The organism is Anoxybacillus sp. UARK-01 (genome assembly GCF_002075365.1).
In the GTDB taxonomy this organism is placed as follows: domain Bacteria; phylum Bacillota; class Bacilli; order Bacillales; family Anoxybacillaceae; genus Anoxybacteroides; species Anoxybacteroides rupiense.
The window spans coordinates 1-18,682 of sequence record NZ_NASY01000053.1 but is presented as its reverse complement, the minus strand read 5'-3'; the positions used below and the strand labels follow the sequence as shown (position 1 = coordinate 18,682).

General features: G+C 40.8%; 17 protein-coding genes and 1 CRISPR repeat array. Of the genes, 14 read left to right on the top strand and 3 right to left on the bottom strand.

Annotated elements, in window-relative coordinates; genetic code table 11:
• A partial coding sequence (locus tag B6A27_RS16715) for a transposase (RefSeq protein ID WP_139788156.1) occupies positions 1 to 493 on the bottom strand: 493 nt, incomplete at its 3' end.
• Positions 494 to 1,935: 1,442 nt separating this feature from the next.
• Here B6A27_RS16715 and B6A27_RS16710 point away from each other — a divergent pair.
• From B6A27_RS16710 to B6A27_RS16650, 13 genes are all read left to right on the top strand, one after another.
• Positions 1,936 to 3,900: a TIGR02556 family CRISPR-associated protein gene (locus tag B6A27_RS16710; protein ID WP_066148449.1), complete on the top strand. Its 1,965-nt coding sequence runs from the start codon at positions 1,936 to 1,938 to the stop codon at positions 3,898 to 3,900.
• Entirely contained in the window at positions 3,900 to 4,835 is a 936-nt protein-coding gene (gene cas7b, locus B6A27_RS16705) for a type I-B CRISPR-associated protein Cas7/Csh2 (RefSeq protein WP_066148451.1), read from the top strand. Before B6A27_RS16710 ends, cas7b begins: the two co-directional genes overlap by 1 nt.
• A gap of 14 nt (positions 4,836 to 4,849) precedes the next feature.
• Entirely contained in the window at positions 4,850 to 5,584 is a 735-nt protein-coding gene (gene cas5b, locus B6A27_RS16700; RefSeq protein ID WP_066148453.1) for a type I-B CRISPR-associated protein Cas5b, read from the top strand.
• Positions 5,585 to 5,627: 43 nt separating this feature from the next.
• The gene (locus B6A27_RS16695) at positions 5,628 to 8,111 is read left to right on the top strand and encodes a CRISPR-associated helicase/endonuclease Cas3 (RefSeq protein ID WP_080862702.1); all 2,484 of its coding nucleotides are present in this window, start codon (positions 5,628 to 5,630) and stop codon (positions 8,109 to 8,111) included.
• The gene (cas4, locus tag B6A27_RS16690; protein WP_236631864.1) at positions 8,099 to 8,611 is read left to right on the top strand and encodes a CRISPR-associated protein Cas4; all 513 of its coding nucleotides are present in this window, start codon (positions 8,099 to 8,101) and stop codon (positions 8,609 to 8,611) included. The genes B6A27_RS16695 and cas4 overlap by 13 nt, the downstream gene beginning before the upstream one ends.
• Entirely contained in the window at positions 8,611 to 9,618 is a 1,008-nt protein-coding gene (gene cas1b / locus B6A27_RS16685; RefSeq protein ID WP_080862701.1) for a type I-B CRISPR-associated endonuclease Cas1b, read from the top strand. Before cas4 ends, cas1b begins: the two co-directional genes overlap by 1 nt.
• Positions 9,619 to 9,626: 8 nt before the next feature.
• Positions 9,627 to 9,890 (top strand): CRISPR-associated endonuclease Cas2, encoded by a 264-nt coding sequence (gene cas2 / locus B6A27_RS16680; protein ID WP_044741373.1) that lies wholly within the window; start codon positions 9,627 to 9,629, stop codon positions 9,888 to 9,890.
• A 9-nt stretch (positions 9,891 to 9,899) separates the two neighbouring features.
• Positions 9,900 to 10,646, top strand: coding sequence for a CRISPR-associated endoribonuclease Cas6 (gene cas6 / locus B6A27_RS16675; RefSeq protein WP_080862700.1), 747 nt, complete (start codon positions 9,900 to 9,902; stop codon positions 10,644 to 10,646).
• Between the two features lie 179 nt (positions 10,647 to 10,825).
• Positions 10,826 to 11,725: a CRISPR direct-repeat array (repeat unit 30 nt; unit sequence GTTTTTATCTTAACTATGAGGGATTGAAAC).
• Positions 11,726 to 12,129: 404 nt separating this feature from the next.
• Complete coding sequence (locus B6A27_RS16670) at positions 12,130 to 13,197, top strand: ABC transporter ATP-binding protein (protein WP_369824201.1); 1,068 nt, start codon at positions 12,130 to 12,132, stop codon at positions 13,195 to 13,197.
• Positions 13,187 to 13,978 carry an ABC transporter permease gene (locus tag B6A27_RS16665; protein ID WP_080862704.1) on the top strand — a complete coding sequence of 264 codons (792 nt, stop codon included), beginning with the start codon at positions 13,187 to 13,189 and terminating at the stop codon, positions 13,976 to 13,978. Before B6A27_RS16670 ends, B6A27_RS16665 begins: the two co-directional genes overlap by 11 nt.
• Before the next feature lie 9 nt (positions 13,979 to 13,987).
• Complete coding sequence (locus B6A27_RS16660) at positions 13,988 to 14,791, top strand: ABC transporter permease (protein WP_080862699.1); 804 nt, start codon at positions 13,988 to 13,990, stop codon at positions 14,789 to 14,791.
• On the top strand, positions 14,788 to 15,861 hold the full coding sequence (locus tag B6A27_RS16655) for an ABC transporter substrate-binding protein (protein WP_080862698.1): 1,074 nt from the start codon (positions 14,788 to 14,790) through the stop codon (positions 15,859 to 15,861). The genes B6A27_RS16660 and B6A27_RS16655 overlap by 4 nt, the downstream gene beginning before the upstream one ends.
• A gap of 26 nt (positions 15,862 to 15,887) precedes the next feature.
• Positions 15,888 to 16,973: a site-2 protease family protein gene (locus B6A27_RS16650; RefSeq protein WP_236631866.1), complete on the top strand. Its 1,086-nt coding sequence runs from the start codon at positions 15,888 to 15,890 to the stop codon at positions 16,971 to 16,973.
• A gap of 61 nt (positions 16,974 to 17,034) precedes the next feature.
• Here the strand turns inward: B6A27_RS16650 and B6A27_RS16645 are convergent, their stop codons facing one another.
• Positions 17,035 to 17,685 carry a PspA/IM30 family protein gene (locus B6A27_RS16645; RefSeq protein WP_080862696.1) on the bottom strand — a complete coding sequence of 217 codons (651 nt, stop codon included), beginning with the start codon at positions 17,683 to 17,685 and terminating at the stop codon, positions 17,035 to 17,037.
• Positions 17,686 to 17,689: 4 nt separating this feature from the next.
• Positions 17,690 to 18,190: a hypothetical protein gene (locus B6A27_RS16640; RefSeq protein ID WP_080862695.1), complete on the bottom strand. Its 501-nt coding sequence runs from the start codon at positions 18,188 to 18,190 to the stop codon at positions 17,690 to 17,692.
• Positions 18,191 to 18,560: 370 nt separating this feature from the next.
• Here B6A27_RS16640 and B6A27_RS16635 point away from each other — a divergent pair.
• On the top strand, positions 18,561 to 18,682 hold a 122-nt coding region (locus tag B6A27_RS16635), incomplete at its 3' end, for a transposase (protein ID WP_236631865.1).

Genomic DNA, 18,682 nt, shown 5'->3' with positions numbered 1-18,682 from the left:
GGACGATTCCTTCTGTGGTTGTACAAAGGTGCAACTTATATCCTTTGAACCAGTTATACCGAGTCGAAATCCCCCATCTCGCTTGAGAATCATAAAAACTGCTTCGGAGTGCCGTACTGTCGATGATGACAATTTTGGGATACCGAACACCTAAATCTTTTAGAAGTCGAGCATTAAATGTGGAAAATCCTTGTTCTCGAAACCACTTACCTGCACGTGAAAACGTAGAAAGATGTGGAACCTCTTTGAGTCCACAAATACGCCGGAAGTAGCCAAATCGATCGAGTGTTTCCACTAACTGACGTAAAGAATCAATGGAAAAATAGGTTTTTAAAAAGAAACATTTTAACAATGATTTTTTCGAAATCGGTGGTCGCCCGGTTATATAAGGTGTTTCTGGTAAAGAAAGTTGGTCGATGTATTGAAATAAAGCCTGTAAAAGAGGATCCATTTCGCTATTCAGTGCATGTTCGATAACAAAATTGGAAATCATGATAGTGTCCACCCCTTGGAAATGTGTTTTTGGTCACTGTATATGATTTCCAAGACGGTGGATTTTTTGCGTCCTTTTATGCACCCGTTATGCGTTTTGCAACACGTTCAATTTGTATAGAAAAATCGAGATCCCTTGCCTTCCCCTCTCTTTAAAGTAGAAAATTACCTAGACATTATGTGTAGAGGGGGATAGGTGTTAGGCGAAAATGCTAGCTTTAGCCTATACAGCGAATGAATTAATAAGTAGCACTCCATGCCATCCAACTTGTCAATGGTTATTATCCTAATAGTTCAAGAACAAGCGGACATTTCATGATTGCATATCAAATGATTGAGGTATTCAATGGTCGTCGATCCCCCAATCGTGCTAAAATCCTGGGAGATTGACGACCCCTTATTTTTTTCGCACTTCCTATCAGACATAATCCCTTTTGAAGATTGTATCAATTTTTTAAGCTATGTATAATGATGGTGTCGTAGTAACTAATTTTTGATATATCAATGGTTAACTGTTTTTTATCTTAACTATGAGGAATCAAAAAGCATTGGAATATCTGAATCGTGACTAGGAGAGTTTTTGTTCGAGCATGAGGATAGATTGAGTAGGAGTGTCTCCTTAGTTTTTTAGATACTGAATGCGAGTGCATTATGTTTTTGTTATAAATATCTTTGAACTGTCCTGTAAATTGTTTTTCATGAAGTGTATATATACACGTTCCCACTTAGAAACTTCATTAATGTCAATCTTTGCGGTACGTTTTACAATAAAAAGAAAATATAAGGAAATATTTTTGGTTTTTAAAAAATGTTACAAATTCGTTGTATAATGAATTTGTAAGAATGATTCTCCATCTGTTATTGTGCACAGGTTAATGCAATCGTTTGTATTGGCATGTGCATATTTTTTACAATAAAATAAACTGAAAATTGACATAAATAAATTTCCCCTTAATTGAGGAACGAGGTAAAAAGCAATGAAAATAGAATATAAAATGTCTGTATTGGCAACTATGATGGATAGTGTGCAGTATTATTTTTATTCGCTCTATATGGCTATCTTACCTTAAATAAGAATTAAAACATTAATAATGTCATTGTTATCTTACCTACTTAGGAATGAAGACAAATGAATATTTAAGAAAATTCGAGGTAAATTTAATTAAAAATGTAATTGTAAAAAATTTTGAAGGAGGACAAAAGATGCGTATCCATATACTTTTTGTATCCAGTAAAACATGCATGGAGCATAAGAAGAATAAGATCAGAAAAGTCCATATACAGGTAGATACAGCGCAAATTCATGATTTTTTCCGAGGGTACTAGTTGAATTCAGAAAAGTTAGAATAAAATGTGAAATTTTTGCGTTAGATCTTGAATTAGAGGGTTTTTATGGTAAAATCTCCTTAGTTGTAGTAATTCAATCCTAAAGGAGGTGGGATAATGATTAAAACGATCTACTCCCTTGGTCACAAATATTTGATGGAAGGAAATTCATCGATTGTTCAAGCCATCACGCTGCCGGTTGAGCATTCAGCTGCCGCTGTTAAATATGTGGTCATTGTTGATTTGGCGATTGCTGATCAAAAGATTCACTTGATACTTAAAGAGGTGGACTCATCTACTTCGCTTGATTTTTTATGGATTGGCACAGCAGATGGGGCAGCGAGTCCACAATGGTACGGCACGGTGAGAAATGTTGAATATTTGTTAGGGCAAACCATTCCTAACTTGCTTGAACGATGGGATCGTGAAGACCCTTATTATGTTTTTTTAACAGAAGCACATCAGCGGTTTTTTGTTGATTTGGGCGAGACACAAAATTCAGGCGAGCGCTATCGCTATGTATTCAATCCTGACTACATTGGTGGCACGTTGACCGAAAGAGACGGGAAAAAGGCGCTTAGCGCGGTAGCAAAGCAGTTTCAACAATTTGTTGAAGCAAAATTAAATGTAAATTCTAAAGATGTTTTATTATATTCTCTATCGCTTGATGGACAGTTAGTAGTCAAACAGCCAGAATATGAACGGTTAGTCCTTGCCGATAAACTTAGCGTGTTTGAAGACGCAAAAACAGGTGTGTGTGCGCTGACTAACCAAACAGAGGCTGTCACGGGCGAGACTACGAAATTAAAGTTTAACTATTACATAAACCAGAAAATTAGTTTTGCAAGCGGTTTTGACAAAAAATCGTTTGTAAAAAACTTATCCATTAGCCGTGACGCTTACCAAGCGATTATGGCCGGAGAAGCATATATTCTTCGCAACTTTAATACCCGATTTAGCGGTTTGCCTTGTTATATCATTCCAGACTTTTTATACGATATCCCATTTAAGAATGCGCCGCTGGAGACAATTAGCGAGTATATTCAGCAGTTTGTCCGAACCATTAAAACAGCGGAAACCGCTAAAGAGTTGCATAAATATATTGAGAATTACAGGCGTTTTGAAGAGCAGATGGATAACTACATTGCTTTGCATTTTCTTTTTTACACGAAAGCGCAAGCTTCTTTAAAGATTAACAAACTTGTGTCAGATGTTCCGTTAACGTATTTGCGACAGTTAAGCAGAGAGATGAGACAGGTGGAAGGACTAGGGCGCCGATTTTTTAGTCAGACAAAATTTAACCTTGGCTTGGATGCGATTTACTATCTTATTCCGATGCGTGTGAAAAAGGGAGACAACTTAGAGAAGCGCAAAATTTTGCATGTGTATGAATCATTGCTTACAAAAAAGCCTTTATCATACCATTGGCTCATTACGCAATTTGTGCAATTGGCAAAAATTTACGCATATGCACACTATGACGTTTATCAATTCAACGGTAAAAAGGAATATAACGATGTTCAGCTAGTAGATGCAATGATACAAGCACAGCTACTCCTAAAACTGTTATACAAGCTTGAACTGATAAAGGAGGCGAAGGAAATGGCGGATGGCATCTCCTATGCATTGCCGGATGCGGAAATAGCCGATTATATGGGAACGATGAACTACACTGCTGCACAAAGCGCATTGTTTTTGCTTGGCTATTTAATTGCTCGAATCGGAGCTGAGCAAGTCAAAAAAGCGAGCGCCCGGGCAGAAGCGCTTGGACAAGCTCGGACGGGAAGAACGGCGAATAAGCCGATTTTGTCCAAAATCAACTATCACGGCATGAGCAAACAAAGAATTATGTTTCTTTCTAACGAAATCCCCGACAAACTTCGGCAGTTGAAAATTGCTTCTGCGCATAATGAGCTTATTTACGCGGAGCATAAACATTTGTTAGATGCGGCCATGCAGGAAAAATGGAGTTTATCAGATCGTGAAAGCGTTTTTTATTTATTGTCAGGTTATGCTTATGGAACGAAACGGATTTTGGAGAACGCCAAAAAAGAAAAGAATGATAAGGAGGAAAGCAAGTGATGAATAATAGCGATATGTTATTTCTTTATGATGCCAAGCTGACCAATCCGAACGGTGACATCGACGAAGAGAACCGTCCGCGCATGGATTATGAGCGCTCAGTGAACTTAGTAAGCGATGTTCGTTTAAAACGCTATCTCCGTGATTACTTTGAACAAATCGGCAAAGAAATTTTTGTAGGAAAAGTAGATGGAGAGACGGTCAACGCGACTGAACGAATCAAGCATTTATTTGACAAATTTGAAGGAAAGGTAAATGTTAATAAATTATCGAAAGAGCAGCAAGATTGGATGTTGGATCAACTCATTGATGTTCGGCTGTTTGGAGCGACGATGCCGTTGAAATCTGAGGATAAAGGAAGTTCCATGACATTTATTGGTCCGATTCAATTCAATTGGGGCTACTCATTAAACAAAGTGACGCTTGTTGAATCGACGAGCATTACTTCGCATTTTGGTTCGGATAACAAAAATGATGGCGGCAATATCGGAAAAGATTACCGTGTATACTACTCATTTTTAGCCTTTCATGGCATTGTTAGCGGCCATCGCGCCACGCATACACGGCTTGCGGAAGACGATGTTCGCCTGTTGGATCAGGCGATGGTGAAGGCGATTCCGTTGAGTGCCACCCGCAGTAAAGTTGGTCAATATCCGCGTCTATATATGCGCGTGGAATACACTTCTCCAGAATTTGTAGCGGGAGATTTGCGCGATTTAATCAGTTTAACAGAAACAGAGGGGCTGCGCAGCATCTCTGAAGTCGAACTTCGGATCGATGCACTAGTGAATAGATTGTTAGAAATCAATGATGAAATTGCCCATGTTTATTACTGGCAAGATTCGAATTTATTGTTAAGCTACGAAGGACAGAAAGGTCAATTGGCGGATCTTCTGCCTAACGACGTAGCAGGCAAGCTAGTTTCAGTGCTGTAAAAAGGGTGACATGTATGAATATACTCATTTTTGATTTGATCGGGAAGATGGGGCATTTTCGAAAGATGGATACGAACTCATCTTCTCTATCATATTTCTTTCCGCCGCGAACAACGATTGTGGGATTAATTGCAGGAATCTTAGGAATCGAGAGAGACGGTTATTACGAGCCATTTTCATTCGATCAATGCCAAGTGGGGCTTTCCGTCCGCACCCCGGTTCGAAAAATGATACAAACAGTCAATTATATGTTGGTGACATCAAAGGGTCATCTTAACAATAGTGCAGGACATACGCAAATCCCTCTTGAGTTTGTGCTTCCGAGAAAAGAAGAGATGGCATTGCGTTACCGCGTTTATTTTTCTCATAAAGACCCGGTGATTTATGAAGATGTAAAGAAACGGGTTCAGTCAAACCGATATATTTACCCGCCGTATCTCGGTCTGTCGGAATTGCTTGGACAACTAGAGTGGATCGCGGAGGCGGAAGGGGTACAAAATGAGTCAGACGGTTTAATCCCGATCCATTCGGTCGCGCGCATCTCGGATTTGCGCGAGCGCTCGCTTCAGCTGTCAACTGACACGAGGTTTGTGAAAGAATTTATGACCCGCCATTTTACGAAAGAACGAGCCATTCTCGAGACGGACTACTATTTGCTAGAATTGTCGCGGCGGTTGGTCGCTGTTCCTAACGTGCCATACGTTACTGTCACGTACGGCAACGAAAGGGAACATGTGTTGTTCATGTAGCGCGCATGTCAGACCGCCGCGCTATTTTTTAGGGGGTGGAAGCATGTATTTGTCGCATACAAAACCAGATAAAAGATTAGTAGTTCATTTGCGGGAAGTATATGAATATTTAAAAACTCTGCTTGAGTATGTACCTTTATCGAGAGAAGACTACGAAACGGTGCAATACATAGGCAAGATCGTAGCCGTCACACACGATTTCGGAAAATACTTATCTTACTTTCAAACGTATTTGCGAACGAAAGAGACGGAAGGAGATTTACATCATCACTCGTTTATTTCTGCGGTGTTTGCTGCACACTTGCTATGCCGCTCCAAAAGCTTGCCTGCTTCATGGTCAGAATTTGCTCCGCTGCTAGGATATTTTGCCGTCATGCACCACCATGGGAATTTGCGCGATATAGCACTAGATGTAACAGATTCAAATGACATTTATGAAGATGACGTACAGCGCTCGCTGTATGATCGGGTGCGGACGTTAAAAATTCAATTGGAAGATATAAAAAAGCATGCCTCGTCCATTATTGGGGATTTATCGCCACTATGGGAGGAGTTGCAGATCCCGCTTTCCTTATCTGAAGAACTTGCAAATTTTATACAACATTATGAGAACGCTTTTGATGAAACGTATCGCCAATTTTATTTGCTTACGCGACGGAAAAGAGGAGCGCTTACGGCAAAATTATATTATTATGCGTTGTTGTTATACTCTGTATTAATCGACGCTGATAAATGGTCTGCAGCTAATATTAAGCGAAACTCGTGCGTCCATATTCCGGGCCATCTAGTCGATCAATATCGCCAAGCGAATTTTGATGTGGAAATACTTGAAGGAACAAACGGTTGGCGCAACCGAATGTATGGGACGGTCATGGAACGAATCGAACAAATTGCCCGCACTAATGCTGCACAAAGGCTATTTACATTGACAGCGCCAACGGGGGCGGGAAAAACGCTTTTATCTATTTCTGTTGCTTTAAAATGGCGGGAACACGCGCAGAAATATGAGGGATATACGCCCAAAATTATTTATGCCCTGCCGTTTACGAGCGTCATTGATCAAAATGAGAAAGTGATTTACGATCTTCTTGCCCAATTACAAGATTTCAAAGGAAATGAGCAACGTTATTTGGTTAAACATCATCATTTATCCACGTTTCAATACCGCACAGACCATCAAGAGTTGCCGCTTAGACAAGCCTTGTTGCTGACAGAAAGCTGGGAAGCCGAGTTTATTATTACGACGTTTGTTCAACTGTTTCAAACTCTTATCGGCTATGAAAATCGGGCGCTGAAGAAGTTTCATCAAATTGCAGGAAGCATTTTAATTCTCGATGAAATTCAAAACGTGCCAGTTGAGTATTGGCCGTTGTTGCGCGTTGTGCTGTCGAATATGGCTGAATTGTTTTCTTGCAAAATTTTATTATTAACAGCTACACAGCCGCTCATTTTTCCACAAGGTGAAACGATAGAGCTTTTAGAATCAGAGTCCGTTCAGCCGATTCACTTTTTTCAAGAAATGGAGCGTGTCCATCTTCAGTGGCTCAAGGGAAGCAAAGGGACATACAATGTAGATGAGTGGATGGAACAATTTCAACTTCACTTTGAGGATGGAAAAACGTATTTAGCAATTTTTAATACAATTAAAACGTCTATTGATGTGTACGAACGACTCAAAAAATGGCTGAAGCAGCACGGTTATCATGTTTTCTACCTTTCTACCAACATTGTTCCTTGCGAACGTAAACAGCGTATTGAAGCGATCAAAGACCTTCTTAAAGAGAAGCAAAAGGTAGCCGTCATTTCTACACAGGTTGTGGAAGCAGGAGTAGATGTCGACTTTGATGTGGTGTACCGCGACTTGGGACCGACTGACTCCATTGTACAGGCGGCGGGACGCTGCAACCGCAACGGGCAAAAGGATTGTTTAGGGAAAGTGTACATTACGCCGATGGAACGAAATGGGGCGTTGGAATCCAAATATGTATACGGTGCGATCCATACAAATATCGCTAAAGAACTGCTTCCAGAGGAATCGATGTTGGAACACCAATTTTTTGATGCTATCCATCAATATTTTTCCAATGTAAAAAACGCTAAATCGTTCACAGCCTCCGATGGGATTATAAAAGCGATGGAAGAGTTAAAGTTTGATGCCAAAGATAAGCCGGGAATCAAGCAAAAGCCGGAATATGTATCAGAATTTCAACTGATTGAAAACGCATATCAAGCAGTAGATGTGTTTGTCGAAGTGGATGACCGCGCTATAGCAATCTGGCAAGAATATATAACGACCGTTATCGAAGAAAGCAATTTAGAAACGAGATTTGAAAATTATTTGCGTTTAAAAAGGGATATCCTTCAGTACGTAATTTCGGCACCGATTCAGCTTGTGAAAAATTTAGACCGCGATTTATATGAAAAAACACGAATGCTTCATTTGTCTAATGATCTATTAAACCAATATTATAACAGCGAATATGGACTGATTCGCTCGAGTGAGATGGTGGATGCATGGATTATGTAATGGATGTAAATGGCACGCATATTTGGTACTACTTTATTTGTAAACGCGAGGTTTGGCTGATTGCCCACCAAATTGCGGCCGATCAAGAGGACGATAACCTCGAAATTGGCCGCTTCATCTCGGAAACAACGTATCAGCGTCAGAAAAAAGAAATGCTAATTGGTAATATTAAAGTGGACCGTATTCGTCGCGAGGGGGACACTTTGGTTGTTGGAGAAGTGAAAAAATCATCCACCTATGAAAAAAGTGCCTACTATCAACTCTTGTACTATCTGGATACATTGAAGAAAATGGGGATTGAGGCAAAAGGGGAGTTATTGTTTCCAAAAGAAAAGAAAGTAACGAAAGTGGAATGGACAGAAGAAGGAAAAAAAGTATTGGAAGAAGCGGTCGCTGATATTCGCCGCATTGCCCGGTTACCTATTCCGCCAGAACCAAAAAAAATTCAATTTTGCCGAAGCTGCGCCTATCGTGAATATTGTTTTGCGGAGGAATCATGATGAAAAAAACACTTTATATTTTTCAAAGCGGCGAGTTGTTCCGGCAAGACAATAGTATTTGTTTTGAAACAGCTGAGCGCAAGCGGGTCTTGCCTGTTGAAGATATTAATGACATCTATATTTTTGGCGAAGTGAATGTCACCAAGAAGTTTTTGGAGCTCATGGCGCAAAAACGTATTTGTATTCACTATTTTAATTATCACGGTTATTATACGGGAACGTTTTACCCACGTGAACATTTAAATGCCGGACACGTTATTTTAAAACAGGCCGAAGCGTATTTAGATCCGGAAAAACGTCTCGCCTTAGCGCGGAAATTTATCGACGGTTCGATCGGACAAATGATCCAAGTGTTGAAATATTATCAAAATCGTGTAAAAACCAATCAAGAAAAATTTAAGGAGATGATTTTCGATTTCCAGTCAAGCCGGGCGAAATTGGAGCAATGGACAAGCGTCGAGGAAATGATGTCAACAGAAGGGCATGTGCGTGAGAAATATTATCGTATGTTTGATGATATTTTAAACCATCATCCGGATTTTTTATTTGAAAAGCGTTCAAAAAGGCCGCCGCTCAATCGGTTAAATGCCATGATTAGCTTTGGGAATCAGTTTTGCTATACGATGGTGTTAAGTGAAATCTACAAAACTTATTTAGATCCGCGTATCGGTTTTTTGCACGCGACGAATTTTCGGCGTTTTTCGTTAAACTTGGATATTGCGGAAATATTTAAACCGATTATGGTCGATCGTCTCATTTTTACACTTATTAATAAAAAGATGATTACGAAAAAAGAGTTTGATAAACATATGGAAGGGATTTTGCTGTCAGAAGAGGGGCGGAGAAAATTTATTGAAGAATTGGACAAGCGCATGAAAACAACGGTCAATCACAGGCATCTAGGTAAGTCTGTCTCATACCGTCGTCTCATTCGTCTTGAGCTTTATAAGATTCAAAAGCATCTTCTCGGCGAAAAAGAATATGAGCCGTATCGCTCGTTATGGTAGGTGTTGCTATGTTTGTGATACTCGTCTATGATTTTGATAAAAAGCGTGTCGCCAAAGCGTTAAAGATTGCAAGGAAGTATTTATATTGGGTGCAAAACTCGGTGTTAGAAGGGGAAATTTCCGAAGCCAATTATGTCAAGCTAAAAATGGAACTGGCGAATATCATGGATCCCGATACAGATTCTATTGTGTTTTATACGTTTCGCACGCAAAAATATTCGAAACGCGAAGAGATGGGGTTACGAAAAGGCGGAGAAGACAACATTTTATAGGAGGAACAGATGAGGCTTACGATTCGATTTAGACCAAAAGATGGAACCCTTATATTACCGATCAACTATGAAGAAGTGTTGCAAGGATTTTTATACCGTTCCATTCAAGATTTTGACCTTGCGGATTTTTTGCACAATGTTGGATATACAAAAGAAAAGCGGAGGTTTAAACTATTTACCTTTAGCCGGCTTTATGGAACATACCGTATACATCGGCATGAGAAAAAAATCGAGTTTTTTGACCAAGTGACATGGCATGTTTCATCTGTGGTGGAGTCTCTTATTGTCGATTTGGGAAGAAACTATGTATTGAAGGAACACTTTAACCTTAATGGACAGCCGATTCATATTGAGGAAACGATAGTGAAAGCGCTAGATATCACTGAAAAGCACGCCTATCGAATTCGAATGCTATCGCCGCTTACGGTCTACAGTACTTATGAAAACCGATATGGCGATAAGCGAACCCATTTTTTTTCGCCGCTTGATCTTGTTTTTTCAGATATGATAGAGAAAAATTTTTGCAATAAGTTTCAAGCCTATTTTCAAGTGCAGCCAACGGAGAGAGTCAAGATTAAGCCGATCAAAGTAACAGAAAAAGATAAAGTGATTACAGCGTTTAAAGATTTCCGTATCAATGCATGGAATGGAACTTATGAAATTCAGGCCCCGCTTGCTTATTTGAAATTTATGTATGATGTTGGGGTCGGTTCCAAAAACTCGCAGGGATTTGGAATGTTTGAGATCATAGAGTAGTTGTATTTCTTTGTCGTCGACCTCTAGTAGCGTACGAATCCCGGGGGATCGACGACAATTTTCTATTTGCAAAAATTCCTATCGTGATAAGAGAAATAAAATATTGATAGAATCTTTAGATAAGTTTATAATAACGTTGTATTGATTTTCCAAATGTTGATTTAACAATATTTTTTAGGGTTTTTATCTTAACTATGAGGGATTGAAACATCGAATGATCCCATTTAGACCGTTTCCGGGTGTAGCGGGTTTTTATCTTAACTATGAGGGATTGAAACTGTCACAAAAGAAAAAGTGATCTATGTTCCGCAAACGTTTTTATCTTAACTATGAGGGATTGAAACGCGATTTTGGGATCTTCTTTTTTGCCAGGCGATGACGTTTTTATCTTAACTATGAGGGATTGAAACCCCATTGTTTCTTTGCTTGCCTACGGTCTAGTATCTGTTTTTATCTTAACTATGAGGGATTGAAACTATTTGCTACTCCAGACGTTTGAAAAGTATAATGTGTTTTTATCTTAACTATGAGGGATTGAAACGCAGAAATCTCTATAAAAGCATATGTTGGAGCGATAAGTTTTTATCTTAACTATGAGGGATTGAAACTCGTACGTGGCGCGAAGTAGAAAAGAATCACGCGTTGTTTTTATCTTAACTATGAGGGATTGAAACTAACTAAAGGAGGGAATGTAAGTGATTTTAGGAATTGGTTTTTATCTTAACTATGAGGGATTGAAACCTATAAGTTGGTGAGCCTTGTAGGCTAATAGTGGAATGTTTTTATCTTAACTATGAGGGATTGAAACCCGAAAAAATCAACGGTACAACCATCGCAACACGAGTTTTTATCTTAACTATGAGGGATTGAAACTGGTAGTATGTCTCCTTGCAAAACCCAATCAGGTGGTACCGTTTTTATCTTAACTATGAGGGATTGAAACATTAGTTCTTTCCACATTTTTTCTTTCACACACCGAGGGTTTTTATCTTAACTATGAGGGATTGAAACTCAGCTCGATGGTCTTTGACTTTATACCTTCTAGCCTTGTTTTTATCTTAACTATGAGGGATTGAAACCCTAACAGGGATAACATAGAAGGAACGATCTTTTTTGATTGTGTGGGGAAAATAGAAGAATCTCTGATTTCCTTAAAGCTTAGCTGTCGTTATTTCGTGGTAATCGGTTTACCGCTTGCTGTTCGATTCTTTGCTGTGTGCTTTCGTGACAGAGACAAGTCTGTCACCCTCTTCCGATCTTCGGTGTTCTAGGCGGCTTCATTGTATGGATGGCTCCGCCGCCCTTATTTTGTCATCGTCTGCCGTTTTTCCGCTCCTGCTTTATGCGAATCTGGAAAGGAGCGGATCTTTTCTGTTTTTTAGAAAATTTCCCGTTGCGCTTTCGACTTTCACATGTTCTAATAGGAATGATAGTAAAGCGAATGATTGGTTCGCCGATTTTGCATACAATGGAGGGCTGGAAGTTGAAAGATGCAATCATCCGCTTTGAGCGTGTGACAAAGCTGTATGATGGGGTTGCGGTGCTTGACGATGTAAGCTTCGAAATTGAGAGAGGAAAGTTTTATACGCTGCTGGGGCCGTCAGGATGCGGAAAGACGACGATTCTGCGGCTGATTGCGGGCTTTATTGAGCCGTCGCGCGGAACGATTTATTTTCACGATCAGCCGATCAACCAGGTTCCGGCTAATAAGCGGCAAGTGAATACCGTGTTTCAAGATTATGCTTTATTTCCTCATTTGGATGTGTTTGAAAATGTGGCATTCGGGCTGCGCATAAAAAAAATGAAGCAGGGCGAGATTGATAAAAAAGTGAAGGAAGCGCTGCGGTTTGTCAATTTAGAAGGATATGAAAATCGTAGAATTCAAGAAATGTCGGGCGGACAACGGCAACGGGTGGCGATCGCGCGCGCGATTGTGAACGAGCCGGAGGTGCTGCTGCTTGATGAACCGCTATCAGCGCTTGATTTGAAGCTGCGGACAGAAATGCAATATGAATTAAGGGAGCTGCAGCGCCGATTAGGCATTACTTTTATCTTCGTTACACATGATCAAGAAGAAGCGCTGGCGATGTCGGATCAAATTTTTGTGCTAAACAAAGGAAAAATTCAGCAAAGTGGTACGCCAAAAGATATTTATGATGAACCGGTCAATCGGTTTGTTGCGGATTTCATCGGCGAATCGAACATTTTGCCGGGACGCATGATTCAAGATTTTCTTGTGGAATTTGCCGGAAAACAGTTTGAATGCGTAGACAGCGGATTTTTGCCAAATGAACACGTCGAGATTGTCATTCGCCCAGAGGATTTAGAAATGACGGCACCGGAGCGCGGCAAATTGCGTGTGCGGGTAGATTCTCTGTTGTTCCGCGGCGTGCACTATGAAATTTGCGCCTATGATGAAAACGGCAATGAGTGGCTTGTCCATTCTACGAAAAAAGCGGAAGTTGGAGAAGAGATCGGCCTTTATTTTGAACCGGAGGCGATTCATGTTATGCACATGGGGGAGATGGATGATGGCCGCCATGAGACATAATGTGCGTAACCTTTATTTAATTCCGTATGTGTTGTGGATCGCTTTATTTGTCGCGGCGCCCATTTTGCTTATTGTGTATTATTCCTTTTTCGATATTGAAGGAAAATGGACCATTGCCAATTACGAGAAATTTTTTACTCCTATCTACTTGAAAATGGCGCTGAATTCGTTTTGGTATGCGTTTTTAATTACGTTGTTTTCGTTGCTGATTGCTTATCCAACCGCTTATTTTTTAACAAAAACGAAACATAAGCAGCTATGGCTTTTATTGATTATTTTGCCGACGTGGGTCAATTTGTTGCTGAAGGCGTATGCTTTTTTAGGTATTTTTGGGACGTTCGGCTTAGCTAATGCTATTTTAGAAATGTTGGGAATCGGCAAAAAACAAATTTTATTTACAGACTTTAGCTTTGTTTTCGTATCGGTTTATATTTTTATTCCGTTTATGGTGCTTCCTATTTTCAATGCGCTTGAAGAGCTGAATCCGTCGCTTGTGGATGCCGCACGCGATCTCGGGGCTTCCGCATGGACGACATTCCGCCGCGTTGTGTTTCCATTGACGCTGGATGGTGTAAAAGCGGGCTGCCAAGCGGTGTTTATCCCGTCATTATCTCTGTTCATGATTACGCGTTTAATCGCTGGCAATCGCGTCATTACTCTGGGGACGGCGGTTGAGGAGCATTTCCTCGTGACCCAGGATTGGGGAATGGGAGCGACCATTGCCGTGTTTTTAATGATTGCGATGGCGGTTATTATCGGGCTAACAGGAAACCGGAAGTGAGGAAGGCAGATGAAGCGAAATCGAACATGGGGACAAATTTATTTAGTGATCGTATTTGTCATTTTATATATGCCTATTTTTTATCTTATGTATTATTCGTTTAATAGCGGCGGCACGATGCATCATTTTCAGCGATTTACCTTCGAATGGTACAAGGAGGTATTTCACGATCCTCGCCTTTTAATTATTGTCATCAATACGCTTGTGGTCGCTTTGTTATCGGCTACGATCTCGACGATTTTAGGTGTGGCGGGGGCGCTTTCGATTTATTATGTAAAAAGACGGAGAGCCAAAAATTTGCTGCTTACGTTTAACAATGTGCTCATCGTAAGTCCTGATGTCATTATTGGTGCCTCGTTTTTAATTTTATTTACGATTGCCGGAATCAAGCTGGGGTTTATCTCTGTTCTCTTATCACATATTGCCTTCAGTGTTCCGATTGTCGTATTGATGGTGCTGCCAAAGCTTCAGGAAATGAGTCCGACTTTAATGGATGCGGCGCACGATTTAGGGGCGAATCAATGGCATGTGTTAACAAGGGTCATTTTGCCGTTTATTACACCCGGCATTTTTGCCGGATTCTTTATGGCGCTTACGTATTCACTTGATGACTTTGCTGTGACGTTTTTCGTAACCGGAAACGGCTTTTCGACGTTGTCGGTGGAAATTTATTCACGAGCGCGGCAAGGAATTTCCTTGTCGATCAATGCGTTGTCGACCCTTCTGTTTTTATTTACGATCCTTCTTATCGTTGGATATTATGTCATTAGCCAAAAAGGCGGCCGTTTGTACGGGGAAGGAGGGCGCAGATGAGAAGGCTTGTTCAATCGTTTGCCGCTGTTTTGCTGATTACTGCCGCCTTACTTTATATATCCTATCGCCTAAATGAATCAGAAGGCTATGCTGGAAACCATACGCTGACTGTTTATAACTGGGGTGACTATATTGACCCGAAGCTGATTAAGGAATTTGAAAAAGAAACGGGATGGAAGGTCATTTATCAAACCTTTGATTCGAACGAAGCTATGATGGCAAAAATCGCTCAAGGGGGAACGACCTTTGATGTAGCGGTACCGTCAGAGTATGCGATCAGCAAAATGAAAGAGGAAGGAATGCTTCTTCCGCTTGATCATTCCAAGCTGCCGAACTTGAAATACCTCGATCCTCGTTTTTTGAATCTATCATTTGATCCGGGCAATCAATATTCTGTGCCATATTTTTGGGGCACGGTCGGAATCGTCTATAATTCAGAAATGCTTGGCGGCAAAAAGCTGACAAGCTGGAATGATTTATGGAACAAGGATTTGCGGAATCAAATTTTGCTTGTCGACGGGGCCCGAGAAGTGATGGGAATGGCGCTAAACAGTCTTCATTATTCATTAAATGATACGAATCAAGCGCATTTATTGCAGGCCAAAAGAAAGCTTGATTCCTTGACGCCCAATGTGAAGGCGATTGTCGGTGACGAAATAAAGATGTTGCTGGCCAATGAAGAAGCGGCGATTGGGGTCGTGTGGTCTGGCGATGCGGCGGAAATTATTGCGGAAAATGACAAGCTGGACTATGTTGTGCCAAAGGAAGGCTCCAATCTATGGTTTGATAATATGGTGATTCCGAAAACGGCAAAAAATATTGAAGGAGCGCATCAGTTTATTAATTTTATGCTGGATCCGAAGCATGCGGCGGCGAATGCTGAATATGTTGGCTATTCCACGCCAAACAAAAAAGCGCTGGAATATATGCCAAAAGAAGTGGTAAAGGATCAACGGTTTTATCCTGATTTCCATTCGATTGGCCGATTAGAAGTGTACGAGAATTTGGGAAAACGGATGCTCGCTTATTACAATGAACTGTTCCTTGAATTTAAAATGCATCGCAAATGAAAGGAAGATTGAACGGATTGACACGGATGAAAAAAGCGTGGATGACGATAGGGACTGTCGGGTTGTTTATGGCCGGAAAGCTAAAATGGCTGTTGGCGCTTGCAAAATTTTTGAAGCTAAGCTCTCTCATTTCTTTATTTATTTCCTTTGGTTTATATGCGCTTGTCTATGGATGGAAGTTTGCTGTGGCGTTGATCTATCTGATTTATGTGCATGAAATGGGGCATCTCATGGCAGCGCGGAAAAAAGGCATACCGACGTCTAAAGCGATTTTTCTCCCTTTCATTGGCGCGGTGGTGGCGCTGAAAAAACAACCAGAATCAGCGAATGATGAAGCTTATTTAGCATATGCCGGGCCGCTGTGGGGGACATTGGCGTTTTTGCCGGCTTTTCCGCTGTATTGGATGACAGAGGATCCTTTTTGGGGACTTGTAATCGCGCTGGGAGCGATCATTAATTTATTTAATTTGCTTCCGATTCATCCTCTTGACGGCGGAAGAATTGTGGGGGTGATCTCTCCAAAAATCTGGTTCTTTGGACTGATAGGAGGAGCGCTTTATTGGATTTGGCGCCCGAACGGAATATTAGCTTTGATCTTGCTTTTTGGCGCGATGAAATGCTGGGAGCTGATGAGGCAGGCTTTTCGTTATGAAATGCTGAAGGTGGAACAAAAAGCAGACAAGCATGCTCTTGAGCAATTGAAAGCATACCGGTCAGCAACCGAACAGGAACAATATGAGATGCGCCGAAAATGGGCAGAAGAGCAAAGCCGCATGGAAATCGATAGAAAGCGTTACGTACCGGTTATACAGGATCAGCAAAAATTGCGAAAGCATCAAGCGCTGATCTACAAAGAAAACCTTGATTTGCTATTAAATGCTACGAGCTTTTGGATGATCGATGAGGAAAAGTTGCTTAAGGCTAAAGACGAGCTGGAAGAGGCCATCCGTGATGGCGAGGAAGCTATGCGAAAAGAAAAAGTGTATTATGCGTCAGATCCAAAAACGAAGTGGCTATGGTTGGTTTTGTATATTGGACTTGGCGCGTTTTTACTTGCATGTACGATGTATGGCCAAAGCCTCTTAGATCGATATCAATCGATTATCTCCTAAACACACATCCCCCTTGCCAGCTGGCAAGGGGGTGATCTATATGAAAGGGGGGTACGCGTTTTTATTTGGCTGCTTTTAATTTGGCTAGCTCTTGTTCTACTTCTTCATGAAAAACGGAAGGCAGGGACAACGTTTTTTGTGTTTCATATACGTATGTGCTTGCTTTGGCTTTTGCTTCAAGGGACCGAACATGTTCTTCGATACGTTCAAATCCTTTTGGGATCTGTTCCGGATTGAAAGAAACGAGTGACGTGTTGACATCTGTAATGGCTTTGGCGGCATGAGCTCGTGCAATGAAATCAAAATGCTTGATTTTTAGCTCTTCATACTTTTCTTTCAGTTTCTTTAGCTGTTCATTTAAGTATGTTGTTTTTTCAATTAATGTGTTATACTGCTGTTTGTATGTCTCAAGTTTTTTCTCATAGGATATTTTTTCTTGCAGGGCCATTTTTGCGATGGCCTCTTCTTCTTTTTCGATAGCGAGCTTGGCCTGGCGTTCTCTTTTTTTCACGATTTCTTCGGTACGATGAATGAGCATTTCATAGCGCTGCTGGATGGCGAATTGCTGGGCGAGTGCTTGCAGGGTGTTGTCAATCTGCTCATTTAACTCACGAAGATATTGCTTCGTCATGCGAATAGGATCTTCACATTTGTCAATCCAATCGTGCAAATCGGCCGTGACGATCCGCTTCAGGCGCTTGAAAATCCCCACGTCTCTATTCCTCCTTTTTCTGTATCGTTTTTTCCCATTCATCTAGAAAATCTATGGCTTGTCCGGATGAAGGGGCAACTGTTGGCCATTCTTCACGGACTTGTCGCTTGTGATACATCATATAAATCGCAAATAAGATAAACGGAACAAGCAATATTTTAGGCAGAAGCGCCGTGATGCCGATTCCCATAAGGGCCAAGCCTCCCCATTTCCATCCGCTAGAGCTTTTGGCTGTTCTCCAAAGCATCCAGCCGCTGATGATGATGGTCCATTTCATCAACAGAGGGAAGAGAATCCATATGGCCCAACTGTTTTCATAGATTCTGATCATGGGTGGACTGTGATCAACATAGTGGCGTCCCATAAATAAATCATGGCGATGGGGCATGTCCATGATTGGGATCGCTTGTACTCTTCCAGAAACCCCGGCATTTATGAGCAAACACAATCCACTCACAGCAGCGATTGTTGCGAGAAGAATAAGAAATAGATTGGGCCGTTTCATCACTTCTCACCTCCTTTTTTTGCTGAGTTTTCTCGCATGGCTGCTTACAATTCGCATTGTAAAGAAAAAAAGAGAAAATCAGGTGAAAAAAGAAGGGAGAAAAGAAAATTTTTTATTAAACCGTTGACAAACGTTCTCATTCTGAGCCCCACACTGTCATTGCCCGTATTCCTTATCGGCCAAGAGCTCTCAAGACAATTTAACATCTTTCCGAAAGAAGTCTCCCACTTCTAAACGAAGTGAAAGTGGGAGATGAATTTCGGTTAGGCGTAGCCTAAAGTGGTCTCTTTTTTTGTGTGTTATGATATAATTAGTTTTAGAAAAATGAAAGGCCGTTGTATCAATGAAATGAGACAATAATAACCATTCAGTGTTCCTGCTGTATTATCATCTTGTTCTGGTTGTAAAATATCGCAGAAAAGTGATTGATGATACCATATCTGACTATGCAAAAGATATGTTTGTGAGATTGGGTAAAAATTACGATATTTC

Bases quoted from the DNA above. Each gene is read 5' to 3' on its own strand.
- B6A27_RS16710 (WP_066148449.1), top strand. From the start codon at position 1,936: ATGATTAAAACGATCTACTCCCTTGGTCACAAATATTTGATGGAAGGA.
- cas7b (WP_066148451.1), top strand. From the start codon at position 3,900: ATGAATAATAGCGATATGTTATTTCTTTATGATGCCAAGCTGACCAAT.
- cas5b (WP_066148453.1), top strand. From the start codon at position 4,850: ATGAATATACTCATTTTTGATTTGATCGGGAAGATGGGGCATTTTCGA.
- B6A27_RS16695 (WP_080862702.1), top strand. From the start codon at position 5,628: ATGTATTTGTCGCATACAAAACCAGATAAAAGATTAGTAGTTCATTTG.
- cas4 (WP_236631864.1), top strand. From the start codon at position 8,099: ATGGATTATGTAATGGATGTAAATGGCACGCATATTTGGTACTACTTT.
- cas1b (WP_080862701.1), top strand. From the start codon at position 8,611: ATGAAAAAAACACTTTATATTTTTCAAAGCGGCGAGTTGTTCCGGCAA.
- cas2 (WP_044741373.1), top strand. From the start codon at position 9,627: ATGTTTGTGATACTCGTCTATGATTTTGATAAAAAGCGTGTCGCCAAA.
- cas6 (WP_080862700.1), top strand. From the start codon at position 9,900: ATGAGGCTTACGATTCGATTTAGACCAAAAGATGGAACCCTTATATTA.
- B6A27_RS16665 (WP_080862704.1), top strand. From the start codon at position 13,187: ATGAGACATAATGTGCGTAACCTTTATTTAATTCCGTATGTGTTGTGG.
- B6A27_RS16660 (WP_080862699.1), top strand. From the start codon at position 13,988: ATGAAGCGAAATCGAACATGGGGACAAATTTATTTAGTGATCGTATTT.
- B6A27_RS16655 (WP_080862698.1), top strand. From the start codon at position 14,788: ATGAGAAGGCTTGTTCAATCGTTTGCCGCTGTTTTGCTGATTACTGCC.
- B6A27_RS16650 (WP_236631866.1), top strand. From the start codon at position 15,888: ATGAAAAAAGCGTGGATGACGATAGGGACTGTCGGGTTGTTTATGGCC.
- B6A27_RS16640 (WP_080862695.1), bottom strand. From the start codon at position 18,190: ATGAAACGGCCCAATCTATTTCTTATTCTTCTCGCAACAATCGCTGCT.